The 23,333-nt window shown below is 32.1% G+C and carries 17 protein-coding genes; 16 read left to right on the top strand and 1 reads right to left on the bottom strand.

From position 1 onward, the window contains the following. Positions 1-25: 25 nt before the first annotated feature. Positions 26-301, bottom strand: coding sequence for a hypothetical protein (locus FYJ27_RS10170; RefSeq protein WP_229775534.1), 276 nt, complete (start codon positions 299-301; stop codon positions 26-28). 206 nt (positions 302-507) lie between these two features. On the opposite strand from FYJ27_RS10170, the gene FYJ27_RS10165 reads away from it, so the two are divergent. The 16 genes from FYJ27_RS10165 (at position 508) to pfkB (ending at position 23,255) form a co-directional block, all read left to right on the top strand. After that, positions 508-1,869, top strand: a complete 1,362-nt coding sequence (locus FYJ27_RS10165) for a sigma-54 interaction domain-containing protein (RefSeq protein WP_154484739.1) — start codon at positions 508-510, stop codon at positions 1,867-1,869. Between the two features lie 643 nt (positions 1,870-2,512). Next, a complete protein-coding gene (locus tag FYJ27_RS10160; RefSeq protein ID WP_154484738.1) occupies positions 2,513-3,955 on the top strand; it encodes a sodium:solute symporter family protein in 1,443 nt (480 codons plus the stop codon). Between the two features lie 89 nt (positions 3,956-4,044). Beyond that, positions 4,045-5,223, top strand: a complete 1,179-nt coding sequence (locus FYJ27_RS10155) for a pyridoxal phosphate-dependent aminotransferase (RefSeq protein ID WP_154484737.1) — start codon at positions 4,045-4,047, stop codon at positions 5,221-5,223. Positions 5,224-5,327: 104 nt separating this feature from the next. Continuing rightward, positions 5,328-6,974: a M20/M25/M40 family metallo-hydrolase gene (locus FYJ27_RS10150; RefSeq protein ID WP_154484736.1), complete on the top strand. Its 1,647-nt coding sequence runs from the start codon at positions 5,328-5,330 to the stop codon at positions 6,972-6,974. A gap of 172 nt (positions 6,975-7,146) precedes the next feature. Continuing rightward, complete coding sequence (locus tag FYJ27_RS10145; protein ID WP_154484735.1) at positions 7,147-8,166, top strand: LacI family DNA-binding transcriptional regulator; 1,020 nt, start codon at positions 7,147-7,149, stop codon at positions 8,164-8,166. Positions 8,167-8,178: 12 nt separating this feature from the next. Continuing rightward, positions 8,179-9,309: an ABC transporter ATP-binding protein gene (locus FYJ27_RS10140; RefSeq protein WP_154484734.1), complete on the top strand. Its 1,131-nt coding sequence runs from the start codon at positions 8,179-8,181 to the stop codon at positions 9,307-9,309. Beyond that, positions 9,302-10,660 carry an ABC transporter substrate-binding protein gene (locus FYJ27_RS10135; RefSeq protein WP_154484733.1) on the top strand — a complete coding sequence of 453 codons (1,359 nt, stop codon included), beginning with the start codon at positions 9,302-9,304 and terminating at the stop codon, positions 10,658-10,660. Before FYJ27_RS10140 ends, FYJ27_RS10135 begins: the two co-directional genes overlap by 8 nt. A 65-nt stretch (positions 10,661-10,725) precedes the next feature. Then, positions 10,726-11,592: a carbohydrate ABC transporter permease gene (locus tag FYJ27_RS10130; RefSeq protein ID WP_154484732.1), complete on the top strand. Its 867-nt coding sequence runs from the start codon at positions 10,726-10,728 to the stop codon at positions 11,590-11,592. Continuing rightward, positions 11,592-12,419 carry a carbohydrate ABC transporter permease gene (locus FYJ27_RS10125; protein ID WP_154484731.1) on the top strand — a complete coding sequence of 276 codons (828 nt, stop codon included), beginning with the start codon at positions 11,592-11,594 and terminating at the stop codon, positions 12,417-12,419. The genes FYJ27_RS10130 and FYJ27_RS10125 overlap by 1 nt, the downstream gene beginning before the upstream one ends. A 19-nt stretch (positions 12,420-12,438) precedes the next feature. Then, on the top strand, positions 12,439-14,589 hold the full coding sequence (locus FYJ27_RS10120; RefSeq protein ID WP_326831076.1) for a TIM-barrel domain-containing protein: 2,151 nt from the start codon (positions 12,439-12,441) through the stop codon (positions 14,587-14,589). Between the two features lie 15 nt (positions 14,590-14,604). Continuing rightward, positions 14,605-16,083, top strand: coding sequence for a 4-alpha-glucanotransferase (gene malQ / locus FYJ27_RS10115; protein ID WP_154484730.1), 1,479 nt, complete (start codon positions 14,605-14,607; stop codon positions 16,081-16,083). Positions 16,084-16,088: 5 nt separating this feature from the next. Further along, positions 16,089-18,464: a glycogen/starch/alpha-glucan phosphorylase gene (locus tag FYJ27_RS10110; protein WP_154484729.1), complete on the top strand. Its 2,376-nt coding sequence runs from the start codon at positions 16,089-16,091 to the stop codon at positions 18,462-18,464. 144 nt (positions 18,465-18,608) lie between these two features. Continuing rightward, positions 18,609-20,330, top strand: coding sequence for an HD-GYP domain-containing protein (locus FYJ27_RS10105; protein WP_195839122.1), 1,722 nt, complete (start codon positions 18,609-18,611; stop codon positions 20,328-20,330). 349 nt (positions 20,331-20,679) lie between these two features. After that, positions 20,680-21,432, top strand: a complete 753-nt coding sequence (locus FYJ27_RS10100; protein ID WP_154484727.1) for a DeoR/GlpR family DNA-binding transcription regulator — start codon at positions 20,680-20,682, stop codon at positions 21,430-21,432. 19 nt (positions 21,433-21,451) lie between these two features. Continuing rightward, the gene (gene fba, locus FYJ27_RS10095) at positions 21,452-22,306 is read left to right on the top strand and encodes a class II fructose-1,6-bisphosphate aldolase (protein ID WP_154484726.1); all 855 of its coding nucleotides are present in this window, start codon (positions 21,452-21,454) and stop codon (positions 22,304-22,306) included. A gap of 16 nt (positions 22,307-22,322) precedes the next feature. After that, positions 22,323-23,255, top strand: coding sequence for a 1-phosphofructokinase (gene pfkB / locus FYJ27_RS10090; protein WP_154484725.1), 933 nt, complete (start codon positions 22,323-22,325; stop codon positions 23,253-23,255). Positions 23,256-23,333 lie beyond the last annotated feature (78 nt).

Raw genomic sequence — 23,333 nt, 5'->3', positions numbered from 1 at the left:
ATTCCTACCTGTGAAATGTTTTGTTTTACTTTATTCTCCTGAGTATTATTTCCTCATGTTTAGACACTTCTTCCTCAATTCTATCTAATTTATCAGAATTTTGTTTGTGTCCATCAAATAAGGCATCTAATTTAGATATAACTTCATGTTCAATTTTAGTATTTGTTTTTTTAGCTTCATTCTCTACACCATCTATTTTTAAATTGACTTGTTTAAATCCTTCTTGCATTTCATTATATATTTTTGTCATAAATTCAAACAATTGTTCATTTATCATGTTCATATTATTTTTATCAACCACCCCATTATACACCCCCATATGTAAACTATTTTTATTATATCATTAAATTATTATTTTATTCAATAGAAAAACATCCCACAAAATCAATTAGGCTATTATAAAAAATATATTATTTGAATATTAGAAATAGTAATGATAATATAAAATTAAAATATATACTACAATATTCTTCATTTCTATATAAAAAAGGGGGTATTACATAGAATATGCGGAAAACAGATGTAGAAATTATTCCCACACTATTTAACCATATAGATTTTCTAGTTGTTACTGACAAGGAGGGATATATAGAATACTATAAAGTATTTAGAAGTTTGGGAAGTAGAATAGTAAAGGATCCAGTAGGACTCCATATATTAGAATTACATCAACATTTGGACGAAAAAACTAGTACAATCATGAGAGTGTTAAAGAATAAAGAACCAATAATAAATGAAAAGCAGTACTTAAATATTTTCAAAGAAAGAACTGTAACTGTTATATCTACTACTCTACCTATAAAAGAGGGAAATGAAGTAATAGGTGCAGTAGATATTAACAGGTATATCTATAAAAGTATTCGTGACATAGAAAATAGTAAATATGAAGATATAACTAAGAAAAAAAATCATGTATTTACTATAGATGATATTCTAACCAAAAATGATGCTATGATTAAAGTGAAAAATAGGACCCTTAAAGCTGCTCAAACCAACTCGCCTGTTATGATATATGGAGAGACAGGTACAGGTAAGGAACTAATAGCCCAATCTATACACAATCATAGTCTAAGAAAGGACAATCCTTTTATTGTACAAAACTGTTCAGCAATACCATTAACATTAGGAGAAAGTACTTTCTTCGGCACTACAAGAGGAAGTTTCACAGGTGCAGAAAATAAAATGGGACTTTTTGAGATGGCAGATGGCGGTACCTTAGTATTAGATGAGATAAATTCTATGGATATAAATCTACAATCTAAATTACTTAGAACAGTAGAAAACGAATCTTTTAGACGGGTTGGTGGTAAGGATTTAATAAATGTTGATGTAAAGCTTATTTCTATTTTAAATGAAGATATCTATTCAGTCTTAGAAAACAATAAAATGAGAAGGGATCTTTTCTACAGATTAGGTGTAGTCCTAATCCATATACCACCTCTTAGAGAAAGGAAAGAAGATATACCTCTACTGGTAGATAGTTTTATAAATGAATACAATTTTAAAATGGGAAAAAATATAAAAGGTGTTAGCAAAGATGTTATGGATTTATTTATGGAATATAATTGGCCAGGTAATGTAAGGGAATTAAAACATGTTATTGAAAGTGTCTTTAATTTTACTGAAGATGACATTATAGAGGAAGAGCAATTACCAAATTATATAATACCTAAAGAACAAGAAAAAGCATCGAGAATTAGTATAAATAGTAATTTCTGTTTGAATGATGCAGTTGATGATTATGAAAAAGGATATATTGAATTAGCATTGAAAAGTAGTTCTACTATAACTGAAGCAGCTCAATTATTAAAAATATCAAGACAAAGTTTAAAATATAAAATAGATACTTATGGAATTGAAATTAAATAAAATGTAATATTTATAAATAAGAAGACAGAAAACGCAAAGAAAACTTTGCGTTTTCTGTCTTTTTATTTATAAAATTATAATAAATTATTAAAATAATATCATAAAAACTTTCAAAATAAAAATATGAATATTGATATACAGCCATTGAGAAAGGAAATAAAACTCAATAGTTTATGATTGGTATGATGTTTGCAATAATACTTAATATACAAACAATAAAGAATTATGAAACTATTGAAATATCTCATAGGAGGTGATTAAATTTTTATATAAATATAATTACTTGAGGGAATTGCATAATTTGATCTATAAAATTAAATAAAAAAGTATAGAGCGATAGCTCATTAAAAATGAGATTTTAAATTTCATATTTTAATTTTATAGATTTGCAAAGCCCTCCTAATTAGTATTAACATTCAAGTATTTATATTCTGTTAATCAGCTTTATTTAATGATTTATCTAAATTTACTGCAATAGTTCCAGCTACTAAAGTTATACAATTTAGTAGTGCATGTACTTTAACTTTTTTAATGCTTGTAAAGAATTTAATAATCAAGAAAAGATTTAAATTGACTTAAAAACTATTGTTAATAAAGGAAAATTATAATTTAATTATAAGTGTATTATATAAGGAGGATATTTATGGGTTCATTTGATATATTCATAATAATTGTTTATTTTGGTCTATTAATAATTATCGGTTCAATAGTATCTAAGCAAGTACATACGAATAAGGATGCACTTGCTGGTGGAGAAGGATTTGGGATTTTTACAGCTGCAGTTGGAAGAACTGCCAATATGGCAGGAGGGCCTGCAACAGTTGGAAATACTACTTATGGCTATCAGAGTGGACTTGGAGGAAGTTGGTTTGCAATTTCAAATATTATCGGAATGTGGGTAGCGGCCCCATTTGCTCCAAGAATGTATAGAGCAATGAAGCGTAAAGACTCTATTACAATAGGTGGTTATATAGGAAATAGATTTGGAAAATTTCCTAAAATATTTGCTGGTATCACTAATTTCTTAGCTTATACTGGGTTTGTTGCATCAAATCTATTAGCTACAGGAACAGTTCTTAGATTAATCCTTGGCTGGGACTTTAAAACTAGTATGATTATTACAGCAGTTATTGTAACTATCTATACATTATCAGGAGGATTAAAGTCTGTATTTCAGATAAATATAATTCAAGTAGCAATCATGATTTTGGGATTTGCTGGAATATTAATGCCATTATCAATAAAGGCAGTTGGCGGATGGAGTGTATTAATGAGTTCAATACCAGATGCTTTTCGAGATTTTGGAGTGATGGGTTGGGGAACAATTATAGGTACTATAATTATTCCTACGGCTTTAACGGGATTTACCACACAAGCGGGATTCATAGGAATAGCTTCATCTAAAAATTTAGATGTTACCTGGAAATCAACATTGCTAGGTGGAGTATTCTATATTTTTATAGCAATTCCAGTTATTTTTGTTGGCATGTCTGCTTTCTTGCTGTTTCCTGAAGCAAATGCACAACAAATTCTTGCAATAAGCATTGTAAAAATACTTCCAACTGGATTAATTGGAGTATTAGTAGCATCAGTTATTTCTGCTACTATGAGTACAGCAGCTTCTTGTGCCTTAAATGCTGTAACTTGCTTTAGCAAGGATGTGTTAGAACCTTTAAGAGGGAAAAAACTAGATGATAAATCTGGATTACGTTTAACACGTATTTTAATTGTTATAATAAGCTTGATTGCAACATTATTTGCTGTATTACTACCAGATGTTATTGAATTACTTTTAATTGGCTATTCTTTAGCAGCTGGCGGATTATTAGTTCCAGTATTTGCAACGATGTTTTGGAAAAGAGCAACTAATTCAGGAATTATTGCTGCTATGTTAGGGGGAGGTATTTCCTATTTAATTTTAGAAAGTGTTATAAAAGTAAGTTGGCCACCATTATTTTTAAGTATTCCATTAAGTTTAGCATTGGTAATCATAGTATCTCTTATGACAGAGCCACAAGAATTAGAAAAGTATGCTCCGTATTTTGAAGACTCATGGGCTAAATATACTAGTGCAACTGAAAAATAAATATAGATAATTAATTGAAAATAATAAAAGTTATTTGTAATGAAAAATGGCTCCTCTATTTAATTATTTAAGAAAGGAAAAGTGATAATATGAGAAGTAGTAATTCTAGGATTAAAGATATTAAATTTGGTGGATTATATGAAATTTTCACCAAGGCAAATGCTTTAGAAGAAGAAGGCAAAAGAATTATTCATATGGAGATTGGACGGCCTGATTTTGATTCTCCTGAAATGGCAAAAAAGGCAGTAAAAAAAGCATTGGATAATGAGCACGTCCACTACACAGATATAAATGGGATTCGTCCTTTAAGGGAAGCTATTATTAATAAAGAAAAAAGAAGATTTGGATTAGAATATGATTCTGAAACTGAAATCACAGTAACAGCAGGAGCTTGTGAAGCACTTTCTGCAATTTTACTAGCCTATATGGATGCTGGTGAAGAGTTACTTTGTACTAGTCCTTTTTTCTCAGCTTATTCTGAAATGGCTCTAATTACAGGAGTTAAGTTAGTAGAGGTTCCAGTATATATTGATAATAATTGGAAATTAGATATTAATGAAATTAGAAAAAGAATTACTTCAAAGACTAAGATGCTTTTAATTAATTCACCAAATAATCCTACTGGGTATGTGTTGTCAAAAGAAGAACTTCAATTAATAGCAGATATTGCAATTGAAAATGATTTAGTAGTTATTTCAGACGAATGTTATGATGAATTTAATTATGAAGGGGAACATGTTTCAATAAGTACATTGCCAAACATGAAAGAGCGTACTTTAGTAGTTAAGTCAACTTCAAAGTCTTTTTCAATGACGGGTTGGAGAATTGGTTATGTATTAGGACCAGATCATATGATTAGATATATCAACAAAGTGCATCAAAACCTATCTACATGTGCTACAGCTTTTGCCCAATATGGTGCTGTAGAAGCTTTTAATAATGGAGATAAATATATAGAGAATATGGTTACCGAGTTTAAACGCCGAGGTGATCGTTTTTATGAAGATTTATCCAAAATCAAAGGATTACAAATTGTTAAACCTGAAGGAGCTTTTTATATGTTTCCCAAAATTACTTCTTTTGGATTATCAGATGTTGAGGTTGCAGAATATTTATTGGAAGAAGTTGGAGTAGTAGGAGTTCCCGGTTCATCATTTGGAGAATTTGGAAAAGGGCATATACGATTAGCTTACTCTAGATCATATGAAGATATTGTAGAAGCAGGAGAAAAACTTAAATTTGCCTTTGATAAACTAAGAAAAAGATAATTATTCACATGATTAGAATTAGCAAGAATGCAAAAATAGTAGTTAGGAAATAGCATCTTTTAATATACTTTTATTATATTGTCACCTTAGGAGGTATTTGAAAAATGAATAAAGATATAAGTAAAAAGATCAAAAATCTTACAATAAAATTAACAGAAATTCGAGGAGTTGTAGGAACAAAAGAAGAAAACAATGTAGCTGACAAGGTATATGAAAAGTTTATGGAAATGGATTATTTTAAAAAACATCCAGAATATGTTGACTATGTAGATGTAATAGATGATCCTCTTGGAAGAAAAAGTGTAATGGCTATGGTTAAAGGAGAAAAAGGGAATAGTAATAAAACAGTTATTTTGATTGGCCATATAGATACTGTAGGAATATCTGACTATGGTGATTTAAAAGAATATGCTACTAAACCTTTAGAATTAGTAGAGAAATTTAAAGGAAGACCTCTTCCAGAAGATGTAGTTAAAGATTTAGAGTCTGGAGAGTATTTATTTGGTAGAGGTATATTCGATATGAAATGTGGAGTAGCTACCCTTATGACTTTAATAGAAGAAATCTCCAATGATGTAGAAAATTTTGAAGGAAATATAGTATTTGCAGGAGTATGTGATGAAGAAGGGAACTCTGGTGGTATGCTTTCAGTAGTTCCTGAGCTAGTTAAATTGAAAAACAAAGAAAACTTTGAATATCTAGCAGTACTTGATACAGACTATAGTGCAGCAAGATATGAAGGGGATAATACTAGATATGTATATGTAGGTACTGTAGGAAAGCTAATGCCTACATTCTATATAGTTGGAGCAGAGACCCATGCAGGGGATCCTTTCAAGGGAATAGACTCTAACCTAATATCTTCAGCTATAACTAATGAAATAGATTTAAATACTAAATACTGTGACGAAGCAGAAGGAGAAGTTACTGTACCTCCGATTACTTTAAGACAACAAGATTTAAAACCAGAGTATTCTGTTCAAACAGCAAAGACTAGCCATCTTTACTTTAACTATGGTACCCATGTAAGTACTCCAGATGAAGTTATGGCTAAGGTAATTGAAGGAGCAGACCTAGCCTTCCAAAAGGTAATTGACAATTTAAATGTAGAATATAAAAAATACTGTGATTCAAATAAGTTTCCATATGAAAAGCTACCTTGGAAATCAAGGGTTATGTCCTATGACGAACTATATAAGAAGGTAAAGGAAGAAAGAGGGGAAGAAGTAGATAAGCTAATAGAAGATTTAAATAAGGAACTACTGGATGATCCTAATGTAGACGATAGAGACTTTGCACTAAAAATAGTAGAAGGTGTTCACAATATGTGGTCAGATAAAGATCCTGTAGTTGTAGTATTCTTCTCACCACCATATTATCCACATATATATGTAGAAGGTAAATCTAAACTAGAAGAAAAACTTTTAAATACAGTGAAGGAAACTGTTGAAAACACAGATTCTAAATACGATATCAAAGTTAAGAAATTCTATCCTTATATTTCTGATTTAAGCTACGCAGCAGCTCCAAGGGAAGAAGAAGCTATTGAATCCTTGAAAAACAATATGCCGGGATTTGGAACAAAATATAAACTACCTATTGAAGATTTGCAAGAGCTAAATCTTCCTGTACTGAATATAGGGCCTTTTGGTAAAGATGCTCATAAATTTACAGAGAGATTGGAAAAAGACTATTCCTTCAATGTAGCACCAGAAATTGTTTACAATACTATTATAAATTTATTGAAATAATGTGGTATAGAAATAGGGCAGACTGATTTGTATAGTTTGCCTTATTTCTTTTATTCATAAATTAATATTTGAAAATTTAAAAAGGTGTGGTATAATGATATTAAAAGAAATTGGGAACGTTTCCGGTAACGTTTTCGGTAACGTTCCCTAAAACATATGGAAGAGTGATGCTATGGCTGATTTGAGCATAAAAGATATTGCAGAGATTGCAGGTGTTGGGGTAAGTACTGTATCCCGAGTTTTAAACGATCATCCAGATGTAGGAGCCAAGACTAGGGAAAAAGTTTTGGAGATAATTGAGGAATACAACTATATTCCTAACAATAGTGCAAGGAATTTAAAGAGGAGTAGTACAAACAATATTGGGGTTTTAGTTAAAGGTATCCATAACCCATTTTTTTCACAGATGATAAAGGCTGTGGAAGAAGAAATAAATAAAAAAGATTATTCTATGATACTCCATTACAATGAGAAAAACTCTAACGATATTGAAGTCGCTATAGAACTTATAAAGGAAAAGAGACTAAAAGGCTTGATCTGCCTTGGAGGAGATTTCGATGATTTAGAAAACAATCAACTACTGAATTTAAAAACTCCTATAGTTTTAACATCTATAAATATAACTGAAGAAGTAAATAAGGATGTGTTCTCCAGTGTCATAATAGAAAACGAAATTGCAGCTTTTGAAGCAGTAGACTATCTATGTAAGCTAGGACATGAAAAGATTGGATTAATTAGTACTGGAGAAGGGGACAAAAACGTAGGAAGGCTTAGACAGGAAGGATATAAAAAGGCCTTAAAAGCAAATGGAATAGAATATAATGAAGAACTCATATCCTTTGCCCATTATACCTTTAAATCTGGCTATGAATCTATGAGTAGATTGTTGGACAAAGGTTTAGGCATAACAGCAGTATTTGTTACTTCAGACATAATGGCAATAGGTGCTTCAAAGGCAATCTTAAGCAGAGGTTTAAGGATTCCTGAAGATATATCTATAGTTGGATTTGATGGAATTGAATACTCAGAGTATTTCCATCCATCTATAACTACAGTGAAACAACCAATAGAAGAAATGGGTAGAAAGAGTGCAGAAATATTATTTCATTTAATAGAAGATAAAAAAGAACAACAACATATAGTATTTAAAACTGAACTATTAAAAAGAGAATCTTGTAAAAAATTAAAATAGGGGGACTATTTTATGTCGAAGGTAGTATTGAAAGGTGTTGAAAAAGTTTATCCCAATGGCTTTAAAGCTGTTCATGGAATTGATTTAGAAATTAAAGATGGTGAATTCATGGTTTTAGTAGGACCTTCAGGCTGTGCAAAGTCTACTACCCTAAGGATGGTAGCAGGATTAGAAGAGATAAGTGGAGGTACTATTAGTATAGATGACAAGGTGGTAAACGATATCCCACCTAAGGATAGGGGTATAGCTATGGTATTCCAAAACTATGCCCTATATCCTCATATGACAGTATATGAAAATATGGGGTTTTCCCTAAAGATGAAGAAAAAATCTAAAAATATTATTGATGAAAAGGTAAGAGAAGCAGCTAAGATATTGGATATAGAAGATTTATTAGATAGAAAACCTAAAGAATTGTCAGGAGGACAGAGACAAAGGGTGGCTGTAGGTAGGGCCATAGTGAGGGATCCAAAAGTATTCCTATTTGATGAGCCACTATCCAACTTAGATGCAAAACTAAGGGTTCATATGAGGGTTCAACTATCCCAGCTTCATCAAAGACTCAAATCTACTATGATCTATGTAACCCATGACCAAGTAGAAGCTATGACTATGGGAGATAGGATATGTGTTATGAACCTAGGAAAGATAATGCAAGTAGATACTCCACTAAATGTATATCAATATCCAGCAAATAAATTTGTAGCAGGTTTTATTGGCTCACCACCTATGAATTTTATGGAAGGGGAAGTAATTGAAACAAATAATAATATACAAATTAAAATCAAGGAGGTGAAGCTGAAACTACCATTAGATAAGGCTAAAAATTTAAAAGACCATATTGGCAAGAAAGTATGGTTTGGCATTAGACCAGAAGATATAACTATAGGGAATTCAGATGGAGAAAATACAATGAAAGGTAAAGTAAAAGTAATTGAATTTATGGGAAATGAAGCCTTTGTATATTCTCAAATAGGGAATGAAGAGCTCATATCCAAAGTGGATTTCCTAGGTGCCAAAGATTTAAAGAATGGTAGTGAATGTTTCTTTTCTATTAATATGGACAAATGTCATATATTTGATTATGACAGTGAAAAAAATATAAGCCTAGGGCTTAAAATTAAGGGGGAGTTCAATGTTTAAGTCAAAAAAAGTCTTGACATTAGCAATTGTCATGGTACTTGCTCTATCATTAGTTGTAACAGGTTGCTCAAATGATGTAAAAGATGAAGAAGCTAATAGTGGAAATGAAAAGGCTGCAACTGAAAAGTCAGGAGAAAAAGCAGAAATAGATATATTCCAATTTAAAGTTGAAATAGCTAAAGAATTGGAAGAAGCAGCAAAAGCTTATGAAGAAGAAAATCCAAATGTAAAAATAAATATTCAAACAGTTGGCGGTGGAGACGACTATGGTGCTGCACTAAAGGCTGCATTCCAATCAGGAAGTGAACCAGATATATTCAATGTTGGTGGTCCACAAGATATTAAAGACTGGATGGACAAGCTAGAAGATCTATCTGATCAACCTTGGGTAGATAAAGCACTAGAAGGAGTACTATCAGGAGCTACTGTAGATGACAAGGTATATGCATTGCCTTTCAACCTTGAAGGCTATGGATTTGTTTACAATACAGAAATATTTAAAGCTGCAGGTATCGATGCAGAAAAAATAGTAGATTTCAAAAGCTTAGAAGAAGCGGTTAAAACTTTAGACAAGAAAATTAAAGATGGAGAATTAGAAGAAGATTTTCCACTACTTGAATCTGTATTTGAATTTCCAGCAAAAGAAACTTGGATCACTGGACTACATACATCAAATGTAGCTCTAGGACAAGAATTTGACAGCTCCATAGAAGCTTTCAATGCAGAAGAAGTAGAGTTTAAATATGGAGATTCATTAAAGAAAATAATAGATTTACAAGCAGACTATTCAATGCATAGAGATGACAAACAAAAATTAAATGCTGTAGACTATACAACACAAGCAGAAGAAGGAATAGCAATAGAACGTGTAGCTATTATACAACAAGGAAACTGGGTATATGGCTTAGTTGAAGGTGTAGACGAAGAAGTAGCAGAAAAACTAGATATACTACCTATACCTTTAGAAGGTGGAAAAGAAGACTCTATACCAGTTGGAGTTCCAATGCACTGGGTAGTAAATAAAGATAGTGATGACGCAGTAAAAGATGCAGCTAAAGATTTCTTAAACTGGTTATATACATCTGAAAAAGGAAAAGACTATGTAGTAAATGAATTCCATTTCATACCTCCACTAACTGGATATGAAGATTTAGAAGTAGAAGACTCCCTAGGAAGAGCAGTTTCAAGATATGCAGAAGCAGGAAAGACAACTCCTTGGGTATTCATGGGTTATCCAACAGCATGGGGCATGGAAGGATTAGGAAATAATATACAAAAATACTTATCAGGAGAATTTACTTGGGAACAAGTAATATCTGAATCACAAGCTCAATGGAAAGAAATGAGATAAGAATAAAACTTAAGGGATATACATTTGATGTATATCCCTAAATAATATATGGAAAGGGGATCAATATGAAAAATTCCAAAGGTTGGTTTTGGATTTTTGTAGGTCCAGTACTATTAGCATTTATTATTGTGGTTATTGTCCCCATGATTACAGGAATATATTATTCCTTTACAGATTGGAACGGAATAGGCAATGATGCAAACTGGGTAGGTCTTAAAAACTATACAAAAATATTTACTGAAGATAAGGACTTTTTAAATGCCTTCCTATTTACAGCAAAATTTGCCTTAGTGTCTTTAATAACCATAAATGTAATAGGCTTTGGTCTAGCACTTTTAATGACTAAGGATTTTAAATTGACTAATTTCTTTAGAAGTATATTCTTCATGCCCAATATGATAGGTGGACTTATACTAGGATTTGTTTGGCAGTTTATATTTACAAAAGGCTTTGACTCACTAGGAAAACTATTAAATTGGAGCTTTCTAAGAGGGTGGCTAGCCGATCCAACAACAGGATTTTGGGGACTGGTAATACTTATGTCTTGGCAGATGTCAGGTTATATGATGGTTATCTATATAGCGGCAATAGAAAATATACCAGAATCATCCCTTGAAGCAGCCAAGATAGATGGAGCCAATGCTTGGCAAAGGCTTAGATATATAATAATGCCACTAGTAGCACCAGCTTTCACAGTAGGACTATTTTTAACACTATCAAATTCCTTTAAACTATATGATCAAAACCTATCATTAACAGCAGGTGGTCCTCACAATTCCACCCAGATGTTGGCTATGAATATATACAATACAGCTTTTAAATTTAATAAACTAGGACTAGCCCAGGCAAAGGCAGTTATATTCTTAATCACTGTAGCAGTTATTACATTGACACAGATTTATTATAGCAAGAGAAGAGAGGTGGAAATGTAATGGAAGGGGAAAAGAAAAGTAAGAAGGGAACTTTGATACTCACTATATTCTTGGCTATTATTTTCCTATTGCCTTTTTATATAGTGTTGACCAACTCATTTAAAACCCAAAAAGGGATATTCCTAAATGTAACAGGACTTCCTTTTGGCCAGTTCTTCACTTTAGAAAACTATGTAAATGCTTTTAAAGAATTGGATTTTGTCCGTTCATTCTTTAATTCACTTTTAATAACGGTAGTTAGTACAGTTTTAATTGTCATATTTTCATCTATGGCAGCTTGGATGCTAGTTAGGACTAAATCAAAACTAAGTAGCTTCCTATACTTTTTATTTGCTGCAGCTATGCTCATACCATTCCAATCTGTAATGCTACCCCTTATAAATTTAATGGGGAGAATAGGATTTTTAAATAGGGGTGGATTGATCTTCATGTATATTGGCTTTGGAGCCAGTCTATCTATAATGCTCTACCATGGCTTTATAAAGAGTATACCTGTAGAATTAGAAGAAGCTGCAACTATAGATGGCTGTAACAAGTTTCAAATATTTTGGTACATTATATTCCCAATGCTTAAGCCAATAACGGTGACAGTTAGCATATTAAATGCTATGTGGATATGGAATGATTTCTTGCTACCACAGTTAGTAATCAATAGACCAGAATCCCATACAATACCACTAAAGATGTTCTACTTCTTTGGACAGCATTCCAAACAATGGCATCTAGCATTGGCAGGCCTTGTAATCGGCATGATACCTATAATCATATTCTATATACTGGCACAAAAACATATTATAAAAGGGGTTACAAAAGGCTCAATAAAATAGTTTTGGAGGGATATGTACTGTGAAGGTTTATAAGATAGGAGACAATATTTTAAAATATAGATTTGGAACCCCCTTTCCTACAGATGCAGTAGTGAAAGCTGGGGAAGGAATAGAAAAAGATAGTATAGATTATTTTCAAATAGAAGAAAAGGAAGAATTAAAACTCCTTTATAAAATGGCTCCTAAAGATATAGTATTTGGTCTAGGAGAAAATCAAAGAGGCATCAATAAAAGGGGAGGAAAGTATATATCCTTCTGTTCCGATGATCCAAACCATACTCCAGGGAAAAGGTCACTATATGGAGCCCATAATTTTATAATAATAGATGGGATGGAGAACTTTGGAGTATTTATAGACCATCCAGGGAAGGTAGTATTCGACATAGGATTTAATCACAAGGATTATTTAGAAATAACCATTGAAGATAAAAATTTCGACCTATATATAATAGAGGGAAATAGCCCTAGAGAAATAGTTAGTAGCTTTTTAAATATTATTGGAGAAGGCTATGTACCACCAAAATGGGCCTTTGGATATCAACAGTCTAGGTGGAGCTATCCAGATGCAGAAAAGGTAGAAGAAATAGCAGACAAATTTATTGAAAACAATATCCCCTGCGATGCCATCTACTTAGATATAGACTATATGGAAGACTATAAAAACTTTACAGTAAGTGAAGAAAGATTTCCAAACTTTAAAGAATTTGTAGAGAAGATGAAGGACAAAGGATTTAGGCTGATTCCTATAATAGATGCAGGGGTGAAAATAGAAGATGGCTATGAGATATATGAAGAAGGGGTAGAAAAGGGATATTTCTGTGTAAATAGTGAAGGGGAGCCCTTTGTAGCAGCAGTATGGCCAGGTAGGGTACATTTTCCAGATTTTTTAAATAGGGAATCTAGACTATGGTTTGGGAAGAAATATGGAAAATTAATTGACTGTGGCATAGAAGGATTTTGGAATGATATGAATGAGCCAGCTATTTTCTATACAAATAGGGGAATAGAGCAGGCTATAGAAGAAGCTAAAAAAGCTGAAGGCAAGAACTTAAATATAGATAGTTTCTTTGGTCTTAAAGATGAGTTTAGGGATATATCAAATAATATAGAAGACTATAAATCCTTCTATCACAATATAGAGGGCAAACTAGTGAACCACTATGATGTTCACAATCTATATGGCTACAATATGACTAGGTCTGCTGATGAAGGTTTTAAGAATATAGCCCCTAATAAGAGATTTTTACTAATCTCCAGATCTTCCTATATAGGAATGCATAGACATTCAGGAATATGGACTGGGGACAACCACTCCTGGTGGGAACATATTCTATTGAATGTAAAGATGATGCCTTCATTAAATATGTGTGGATTCCTATACTCTGGAGCAGATACAGGAGGATTTAGTGATGATGCCAACGGGGAGCTTGCTGTAAGGTGGACCCAGTTTAGTATATTTACACCATTATTTAGGAATCACTCTGCCAAAGGTACAAGACATCAAGAACCCTTTGCCTTTGATGAAGAAAGTAATTCTATTATGAAAGAGGCTATAAAACTTAGATATGGACTTATACCTTATATTTATTCTGAATATATGAAGGCAATTATAAATAAGGATATCTACTTTGCACCAATATCCTTTGAATACAATGATGAATATTCAAGAAGGGTAGAAGACCAACTTCTAGTTGGAGATTCACTGATGATTAGCCCTATATATGAAGAAAACAGTAGAGGAAGATATATATGGCTGCCAGAGGATATGCTCCTATGGAAAGCCAAGGACTATAGTGAAAGAAAGTATGAAATTGTAGAAAAGGGCCATAGGTATTTAGATATTGATATAGATGAAATACCTATATTTATTAGGAAAAATAAAGTATTGGTACTAGGAAAACATGCCAATACTGTTGATGATATAGATAATGAAGAGCTAGTAGTCATAGCCTTTGCAGAAGACAAGGCTAGCTATACCTATTATGATGATGACGGAAGATCCTTAGACTATAGGGATGGAATATATTCAAAAATCATTATTGAAATTGAAAAGAGGGAAGATGACTACCAGATAAATGTAGAAAACCATGGCAATAAGGATATTAAGAGATTGAAACTAGAAATAGTAGATAGAGAAGGGAAAGTAACTAAGAAAACTATCAATATTTAATAAAGGAGAAGGAATATGACTGGAAGAAGTAGCGGAATACTAATGCATATTACATCCTTGCCAAGTCCCTATGGTATTGGCACCTTTGGCAAGGATGCTTATAGATTTGTAGATTTTTTAGAAAAAGCAGGACAAGGCTACTGGCAAGTATTGCCCCTAGGCCTAACTGGATATGGAGATTCTCCTTACCAATCCTTTTCATCCTTCGCTGGAAACCCTTATTTCATAGACTTAGAACTATTAAGGGAGGAAGGACTCCTTGAAAAAACTGATTATCAAGGACTAGATTTTGGTAATAATGATGAAAAGGTTGACTATAAAAAGATTTTCCAACATAAGATGCCTGTTTTAAGGACTGCCTATGAAAGAGGGAAGGAAAAATATATAGAAGAAATAAAAACATTCCGAGAAGAAAACAAAGATTGGATTGAAGATTTCGCCCTATATATGGCTGTGAAAAAAGAATTTGATTTAAAATCCTGGCAAGAATGGGATGAAGATATTAAGCTGAGGAAAGAATCTGCTCTAGAATATTATAGTGGAAAACTAGAAGATGAAATAGATTATTGGATATTTCTACAATATATATTTGCTAAACAGTGGAAAGAACTTAAATCCTATGCCAATAGCAAAGGGATTAAGATAATTGGAGATATACCTATATATGTAGCACCAGATAGTGCAGATACTTGGGCAAATAGTGAACTATTCTTATTAGATAAAGATAAGAAGCCTATTGTAGTAGGAGGCTGTCCTCCAGATGCCTTTTCAAGTACTGGCCAACTATGGGGAAACCCTATATACAATTGGGAGCTATTAGAAGAAAGGGGCTTTGACTGGTGGATTAGAAGGATTGAAAACAATATGGAGTTATTTGATGTAACAAGGATAGACCATTTTAGAGGTTTTGAATCCTATTGGGAAGTACCCTTTGAAGAAGAGACTGCAATAAATGGTAGATGGAAAAAGGGACCAGGGATGAAACTATTCCATGCAATTAACAATACACTAGGTAATGTAGATATTATTGCTGAAGATCTAGGATTTTTAACTGAAGAAGTAATAAGTCTTAGAGAGGAAACTGGCTACCCTGGCATGAAGGTACTCCAATTTGCCTTCGACACAAGGGAGGAAAGTGACTATCTACCCCATAACTATGATAGCAACTGTGTTGTATATACTGGAACCCATGATAACGATACAGTAGGTGGATGGCTGAAAAACGCTGGAGCTTCAGACGTAGAACATGCTATTAAATATTTAAAATTAAATGAAGATGAAGGCTACCATTGGGGATTTATTAGGGGAGCCTGGAGTTCAGTAGCCAATCTTTCAATAGCCCAAATGCAAGATTTCTTAGGCTTAGGAAGTGAAGCTAGGATGAACATACCTTCAACAATAGGTGGAAATTGGCAATGGCGAGTGAAACCTGAATATTTAACCGATGAATTGGCAGAAAAAATTCACGATATGACTAAGTTATATGGGAGGTAGAGGATTTGTTTGATAAGGTAAAGTTTAAAGAAACTGTAGAAACCATATTGAAAGTAGACTATGGGAAAACCATTGAAAATGCAGAAGAATATGAGAAATACAATAGTGTATCTAAGGCAATAATGGAGCAAATAGCAGATAACTGGAATGGAACGGAAAAGCTATATTCAAAAGGTAAACAAGCCTATTATTTTTCAGCAGAATATCTAATAGGAAGGGCCTTAGGTAACAATCTACTGAACTTAGGTATATATGAAGAAGTGGAAGATACCCTAAAAGCGTTGAATATAGATATAAATAGTATAGAAGAAATAGAAGAAGATGCAGGTCTAGGAAATGGAGGACTAGGAAGACTGGCAGCTTGTTTCATGGACTCAGCTGCAACTATGAACCTCCCTCTTACTGGCTATGGAATTAGATACCAATATGGAATATTCAAGCAGAAGTTTGAAAATGGATTTCAAGTAGAAAGTGGGGACAATTGGCAAAAGTATGGGGACCCTTGGTCCATTAGGAGGGCTGAAGATACAGTCCTAGTAGAATTTGGAGATGGAAAGGTAAAGGCTGTTCCCTACGATATGCCTATTGTAGGATATAATACTAAAAATATAAATACCCTAAGACTTTGGAGTGCAGAGCCTATGGAAGACTTTAATTTCCAACTATTCAATGAGCAGAAATATGATGAATCGGTGAAAGAGAAGAACAGGGCAGAAGATATATCCAGAGTCCTATATCCTAATGATTCCAACGAAGAAGGGAAGCTACTTAGGCTTAAACAACAGTACTTCTTCGTATCAGCTTCCTTAAAGGATTTAGTAGGCAAATATAAGGGCAGATTTGGAAAGGATTTTAGTAAGTTTTCAGATTACCATGCTATACAGCTTAACGACACCCATCCAGCAGTGGCAATACCTGAGCTAATGAGAATATTAATAGATGAGGAAAATATGGCATGGGAAGATGCTTGGAATATAGTTGAAAATACTTTTTCCTATACCAACCATACAATATTGGCTGAAGCACTGGAACAATGGGATATAGAACTATTCAAAAAAGTACTGCCAAGAATATATGAAATAGTTGAAGAAATAGATAGAAGATTTGTACTAGAACTAGAGGAAAAAGATTATTCCCTTGAGAAAATACAGGAAATGGGAATAATATCTAACAATACAATTAAAATGGCTTGGTTGGCAATCCATGGTACCCATACAACTAATGGAGTAGCACAGCTCCATACAGATATATTGAAGAATAAAGAGCTGAAGGATTGGAACAAGCTATATCCAGAAAGATTTCAAAACAAGACCAATGGCATAACCCCTAGAAGATGGATAGCATTGTGCAATAGGGAGTTAACAGGAATGATAACAGGACTACTTGGCACAGAAGAATGGATAACAGATCTATCTATGTTGAAGAAATTAGAAAGATATATAGATGATGAAGAAGTTTTAAATAGGCTATTGGCTATAAAGATGGATAAGAAGGAAGAATTGGCAGACTATATACTTGAAAAAGAAGGAATAGGGATAGAGCCAAATTCCATATTCGATATTCAAATAAAGAGGCTCCATGAGTATAAAAGGCAACTTTTAAATGCTTTCCACATATTAGACCTATACTACAGGCTTAAAGAAGATCCAGATATGGATATACTGCCAAGAACCTTCATATTTGGAGCAAAGGCAGCACCAGGATATTTTAGGGCTAAGGGAATAATAAAATATATAAATGAAATAGCTAAATTGGTAAACAATGATCCAGATATAGATGGCAAGATTAAAGTTGTATTCGTCCAAAACTACAATGTATCCTATGGAGAAAAACTATTCCCTGCTGCAGATATATCAGAACAGATATCTACTGCTGGCAAAGAAGCTTCAGGTACTGGAAATATGAAATTCATGCTAAACGGTACCCCTACATTGGGAACCTATGATGGAGCAAATGTAGAAATAGTGAAAGAAGCAGGAGAAGAGAACAACTTCATCTTTGGTGCTAGGGTAGAAGAGCTAGAAGAAATTGAAGAAAGCTACAATCCAGTAGAATACTATGAAAATACTCCAGGACTAAAAAGGGTAGTAGATACCCTAATAGATGGAACCTTTGACGATGGTGGCACAGGTATGTTCAAAGAGCTATACGACTCCTTACTAATAGGTGCCCATTGGCATAGACCAGACAATTATTTCATATTTAGAGATTTTGATGAATATAGACAAGCTCACAAGAAGGTTGATAGAGCCTATAGGGATAGACTTGATTGGGCAAGAAAATGTTTAAAAAACATAGCCAATGCTGGAAAATTCTCCAGTGACAGAACCATATTAGAATATGGCAAGGAAATATGGCATATAGAAGAGAGGAGACTATAATGAAAAGCGACAGGCTTAAAAACCTGTCGCTTTTATTCATTATACGAATATATAACCGAATATTGTCGAAAAACAAAATAAATGGTAAAATAGTCCTATAGACAACGGTAATTTATAACTATGTATTTGAAGGAGGGGGTTTTATTGTCTGTTAAATTAGATATTAATTCAAGTATATGGATTAGAAGTCAATGTAGTACAGTAAAGAAAGAACTAGAAGAAACAGAAAAAAAGATTTGTAAAATATTGGATTATGACATATGTGCCTCTCTTTTGTTCAACGATTCAAGGAACATAGCTATTAACAAAAGTACATATGCTAAAACTCTACATGATAAGAAAAGTATATTTCCCAACATTATATTTTTCAAAAAAGATCCTGATAACAAATTAAATGAACTTATAAGAACTAAGGATATAGTGGAAAATTATTATATAGAGGAAAAATGTAAAACGCTAGAGGAAGTCATATCTGAAGTTTTTATTCCTATTTTCAATTCCCAAGGTGATACTATGATATTAATAGGCTGTATATATTTAGGTTCCTATAGTAAAAAACGTTTTCTAGAAGAAGTATTATTAGAAGATACAATGTTGAATGAATATATATCTAAAATATCAAAACTTCTTACATTATCTTTGTTAAAATTTGAACAAATGGAAAATGTAATGAATATGATTAACATATTTACAGAGCTTATAAAACAAAAAGACCATTTTTTACCTAACCATAACTATAATGTAGCTAACTGGTGTAAGATAATTGGCATAGAGCTTGGCTTATCTCATCAGGAGTTGGACAAGCTATACCTTGCAGGATTGTTACATGATATAGGCAAAGTCATGATAGACTTCAATATTGTAAATAAGCCTGATAGATTAACAGAAGAAGAGTATGAGATAATTAAAGAACATCCAATATATAGTTATATTATTTCAAAATACCTACTAGGCCATATACCAAAATTAAATGATGTACCTGAAATAGTTAAACATCATCATGAAAGATATGATGGAAAGGGATATCCTGATGGATTAAAAGGTGAAGAAGTTCTACTTAGTAGCTATATAGTCGGTATTTCTGATGCAGTAGATGCCATGATGTCCAATAGGGCCTATAAAAAGGCTATGCCACTAAATACAGTAATTAGTGAGCTATATAGGAATAAAGGCACCCAATTCCATCCACAATTAGTAGATATTATGGTGAAGAGACTGGCTAAAGCTGAAGAACAATTTGAGAAAATACTTGAAAATACTATTAATCTAAGCTCTTTAATAGTTAGTTATAAAGAAGATATATTTATTTTAGAAGGTTCATTAATGAATATAGATAATTGCTATATGTTTAAACCTTTTGAAAAATTCTTAATAGAAGATTTTGAACTATCTAAAGTCATGGATGTAGAAATAGTAATTAAAGATTTGACTAATCTACACCATTATCATGTGAAAGTTGAAGATTTCAAAGATGATACTTTCTACATATCCCATTTACAGCTTATACCATTATCAAATACATTTAATTTACTTTGGAGTATTGAAGGAATACTATACCACCCAATAGATAATAAAGAAATGCCTATAGAAATAATGAGGATTGGTGGAGATGCTTTTTCCTTTGCCATTCGTGGTGATATAGCAGAAGAAATACCTTATGGAAAACCTTTGAAGGCAAAGATATTATTTGAAGAATATGATATTGATATTTCAGGGAATATAGTGAAAGGTTATGATTTTGGACCTTATAAATATTTTGACTTTTACTATACAAATATTCCAGATTTCAAAAGGGATATGATATTTCGACAACTGTTTAGGAAACAAATAGAATTGAGAAAAGCTATACTAGAGTATAAAAGTTAAAACAATAGCCAAAGTTATATAACTTTGGCTATTGTTAATAAAATACTATCCTTTAATATCTATAATTTTTTCCCTAAATCAATGAAAATATTATTTTAACTTTTAAAACTGGTCTTAATGTCTTAATATTTACAATTTCAATATAATCTATAGAGAGAATTTTAGTATAAAAGTAACTATTATGTTTTGTAATAGCTTAAGTTTATACTAAATATTAGGAATGTAATGTTGATAATATTTTTATTTTATATATGTATTGACAAGGAACAGATATGTTGATAGCATTTACATAAAAGAACAAAACATAACAGCATATAACATAAAGTAAAGTAGTTAGAGGAGTGATTTTTTGTTAAAAGCTGAGAGAATCGACAAGATATTGGAAATGTTTAATGAAAACAATGTCATTAAGATATCGGAAATAAGCAAATTGCTTGATGTAAGTGAAATGACTGTTAGGAGAGATTTAAAAATATTAGAGGAACGTGGACATGTAATCTGTATTCATGGCGGTGCTAAAAAGAAAGAACATAATATGTTTAGAGAGTTATCCCATAATGAAAAAAAGGATATAATGGTTGAAGAAAAAAAGCATATTGCAGAGATGGCTGCTAGTTTAATAGAAGAAAATGATATTGTATTTATTGGTCCAGGTACTACGAATGAGTTTATATATGATTTTCTTAATATCTCTTATGCAAAGATAATTACAAACTCCATATCAGTTTTTTCAAAGTTTGCTAACGATAATCGATTCGAGTTGATTCTTGTTGGAGGAAGGATACGTTCTAGAACAGGGGCATTTGTTGGCAGTTTTGCTAATGAAATGTTGTCAAAGTTAAAAGTAAAATTAGCTTTTGTAGGAGCTAATGGAATTTCTGAGAATTATATTACTAATTCTAATGAGGAAGAGGGGGTATGCCAAAAAATTATTTTAAACAATGCTAATGAAAGATATATTTTATGTGATAATAGTAAATTTGATAGAGATGCTTTTTATAGATTTTATAATTTAGAAGATGTAACAGCTGTAATCACAGATGATAAGATTGATCCTAATATTAAAGAGAAATATAGTCAGTATGTTAAGATAATTAATTAATAATAAGGGAGGAAAAAATATGGATATTGTATCAACTAAAGAAATGCTTTTAGATGCAAAGAAGAATAATTATGCTATTCCAGCTTTTAATATTCATAATTTAGAGACTATGCAAGCAGTATTAGAGAGCGCATGGGAAATGAAGTCACCAATAATTATAGCAACTACTCCAGGAACTGTTAATTATGCAGGAGTAGATTTTTTAGTTAATATGGCCAAGGCAGGTGCCAAAAATTTCGATATCCCTATTGCAATCCATTTAGATCATTGTAGTGATGTAGATTTTGTAAAAAAATGTATATTAGCAGGTTATAAATCTGTAATGATAGATGCTTCAATAAAAGAATATGAAGAGAATATTAGATTAACAAGAGAAGTAGTAGAGTTTGGTCAAAAGTATGGTGTAACTGTAGAATCGGAATTGGGAGTAGTAGGCGGCCAAGAAGATGAAAGAAAAGTAGATGAGAAGGATGCACTATATACTGATCCCAATGTAGCTTTAGACTTTCTGGAAAAAACAGAAGTTGATTCTTTAGCGGTAGCTATAGGAACGGCTCATGGAGTATATAAATTAGAACCAAAGCTTGATATAGATAGATTAGATGAAATACGCAATAACGTTTATGTTCCATTAGTTCTTCATGGTGCTTCAGGAGTTCCAGAAGAAAGTGTAAAAGAAGCTATAAGACATGGTATTTGTAAAATAAATATTAGTACTGAATTAAAAATGGCTTTTATTAAAGAGATTAGGAAATATTTAGCAGAAAATCCATCTGCAAGTGATCCACGAAACTATTTAACACCTGGTAAAGAAGCTATTAAGAAAGTTGTTATGGATAAGATTAGAATTTGTGGATGTGAAAACAGGGCATAATTTGGAGGTGAATTCTTTGATATTAACTATAACATTAAATCCTTCCATAGATAGAAGGTATTATATTAAGGGATTTGAAAAGGACAAAGTTGTTAGAGCGGAAGATGTTCAGTACACTCCTGGAGGCAAGGGTTTGAATGTAACTAGAGTAGTTAAGAAATTTACTAATTCAGTAATGGCTACTGGTTTTATAGGTGGCAAAAGTGGTTCTTTTATAAAAGAAAAATTAGATGAATTAGAAATTAATAATAAATTTATTCCTATTAGTGGGGAGACAAGAAGCTGTTTAGCTATTCATTCAGATGATGGAAGTAAAACTGAAATATTAGAAAAAGGACCAATTATATCCAATAAAGAAATATTGAAATTTAATGATTTATATAATGAGCTGTTGGAAGAAAGTGAAATAATATGTGCTTCAGGGAGTTTACCTCAGGGGTTACCAATAGAAACATATAAAGATATGATATCTGTGGCTAAAGCTAAAAATAAAAAATTTATACTTGATACTAGTGGTGATGCCTTAAAAAAAGGTATAGAAGCTTCGCCTTTTTTAGTTAAACCTAATAAAGAAGAATTAGAAAAACTTGCAGGTCATGCTATAACTTCTAATGATGAAGTGATTAGAGCATCAAAATATTTATTAGAAAATGATATTGAAATTATAGTTGTTTCACTTGGTAAAGATGGTGCAATAGTTTTCAATAGAGGTTATGCTTATAAAATAAATATACCAAATATAAAGGCAATAAATTCTGTAGGCTCTGGAGATTCTATGATTGCAGGGTTTGCTATTTCATTGCTAGAAAAATATGATTTTGAATACATGTTAAAATTAGCATCAGCATGTGGTACAGCCAATGCTATGGAAGAAGAAACGGGTAAAGTAGATGTAGATAATGTTAAAAGTATTATTAATGAGGTTAGTATTACAAAATTGAAATTATAATACTATATTTAACGAATATATCGCCTATATATTTAACTTCGTTCAATTATTTATGAGGTTAAGATGTATAGGCGATAT

The sequence above is a fragment of the Anaerosalibacter bizertensis genome, from assembly GCF_009696605.1.
Classification (GTDB): Bacteria; Bacillota; Clostridia; order Tissierellales; family Sporanaerobacteraceae; genus Anaerosalibacter; species Anaerosalibacter bizertensis.
This window is presented reverse-complemented; position numbering and strand designations above follow the sequence as displayed.

Coding starts and splice junctions, on each gene's coding strand:
- FYJ27_RS10145 (WP_154484735.1), top strand. CDS start 7,147: ATGGCTGATTTGAGCATAAAAGATATTGCAGAGATTGCAGGTGTTGGG.
- fba (WP_154484726.1), top strand. CDS start 21,452: ATGGATATTGTATCAACTAAAGAAATGCTTTTAGATGCAAAGAAGAAT.
- FYJ27_RS10150 (WP_154484736.1), top strand. CDS start 5,328: ATGAATAAAGATATAAGTAAAAAGATCAAAAATCTTACAATAAAATTA.
- FYJ27_RS10140 (WP_154484734.1), top strand. CDS start 8,179: ATGTCGAAGGTAGTATTGAAAGGTGTTGAAAAAGTTTATCCCAATGGC.
- FYJ27_RS10135 (WP_154484733.1), top strand. CDS start 9,302: ATGTTTAAGTCAAAAAAAGTCTTGACATTAGCAATTGTCATGGTACTT.
- FYJ27_RS10155 (WP_154484737.1), top strand. CDS start 4,045: ATGAGAAGTAGTAATTCTAGGATTAAAGATATTAAATTTGGTGGATTA.
- FYJ27_RS10125 (WP_154484731.1), top strand. CDS start 11,592: ATGGAAGGGGAAAAGAAAAGTAAGAAGGGAACTTTGATACTCACTATA.
- malQ (WP_154484730.1), top strand. CDS start 14,605: ATGACTGGAAGAAGTAGCGGAATACTAATGCATATTACATCCTTGCCA.
- FYJ27_RS10165 (WP_154484739.1), top strand. CDS start 508: ATGCGGAAAACAGATGTAGAAATTATTCCCACACTATTTAACCATATA.
- FYJ27_RS10160 (WP_154484738.1), top strand. CDS start 2,513: ATGGGTTCATTTGATATATTCATAATAATTGTTTATTTTGGTCTATTA.
- FYJ27_RS10130 (WP_154484732.1), top strand. CDS start 10,726: ATGAAAAATTCCAAAGGTTGGTTTTGGATTTTTGTAGGTCCAGTACTA.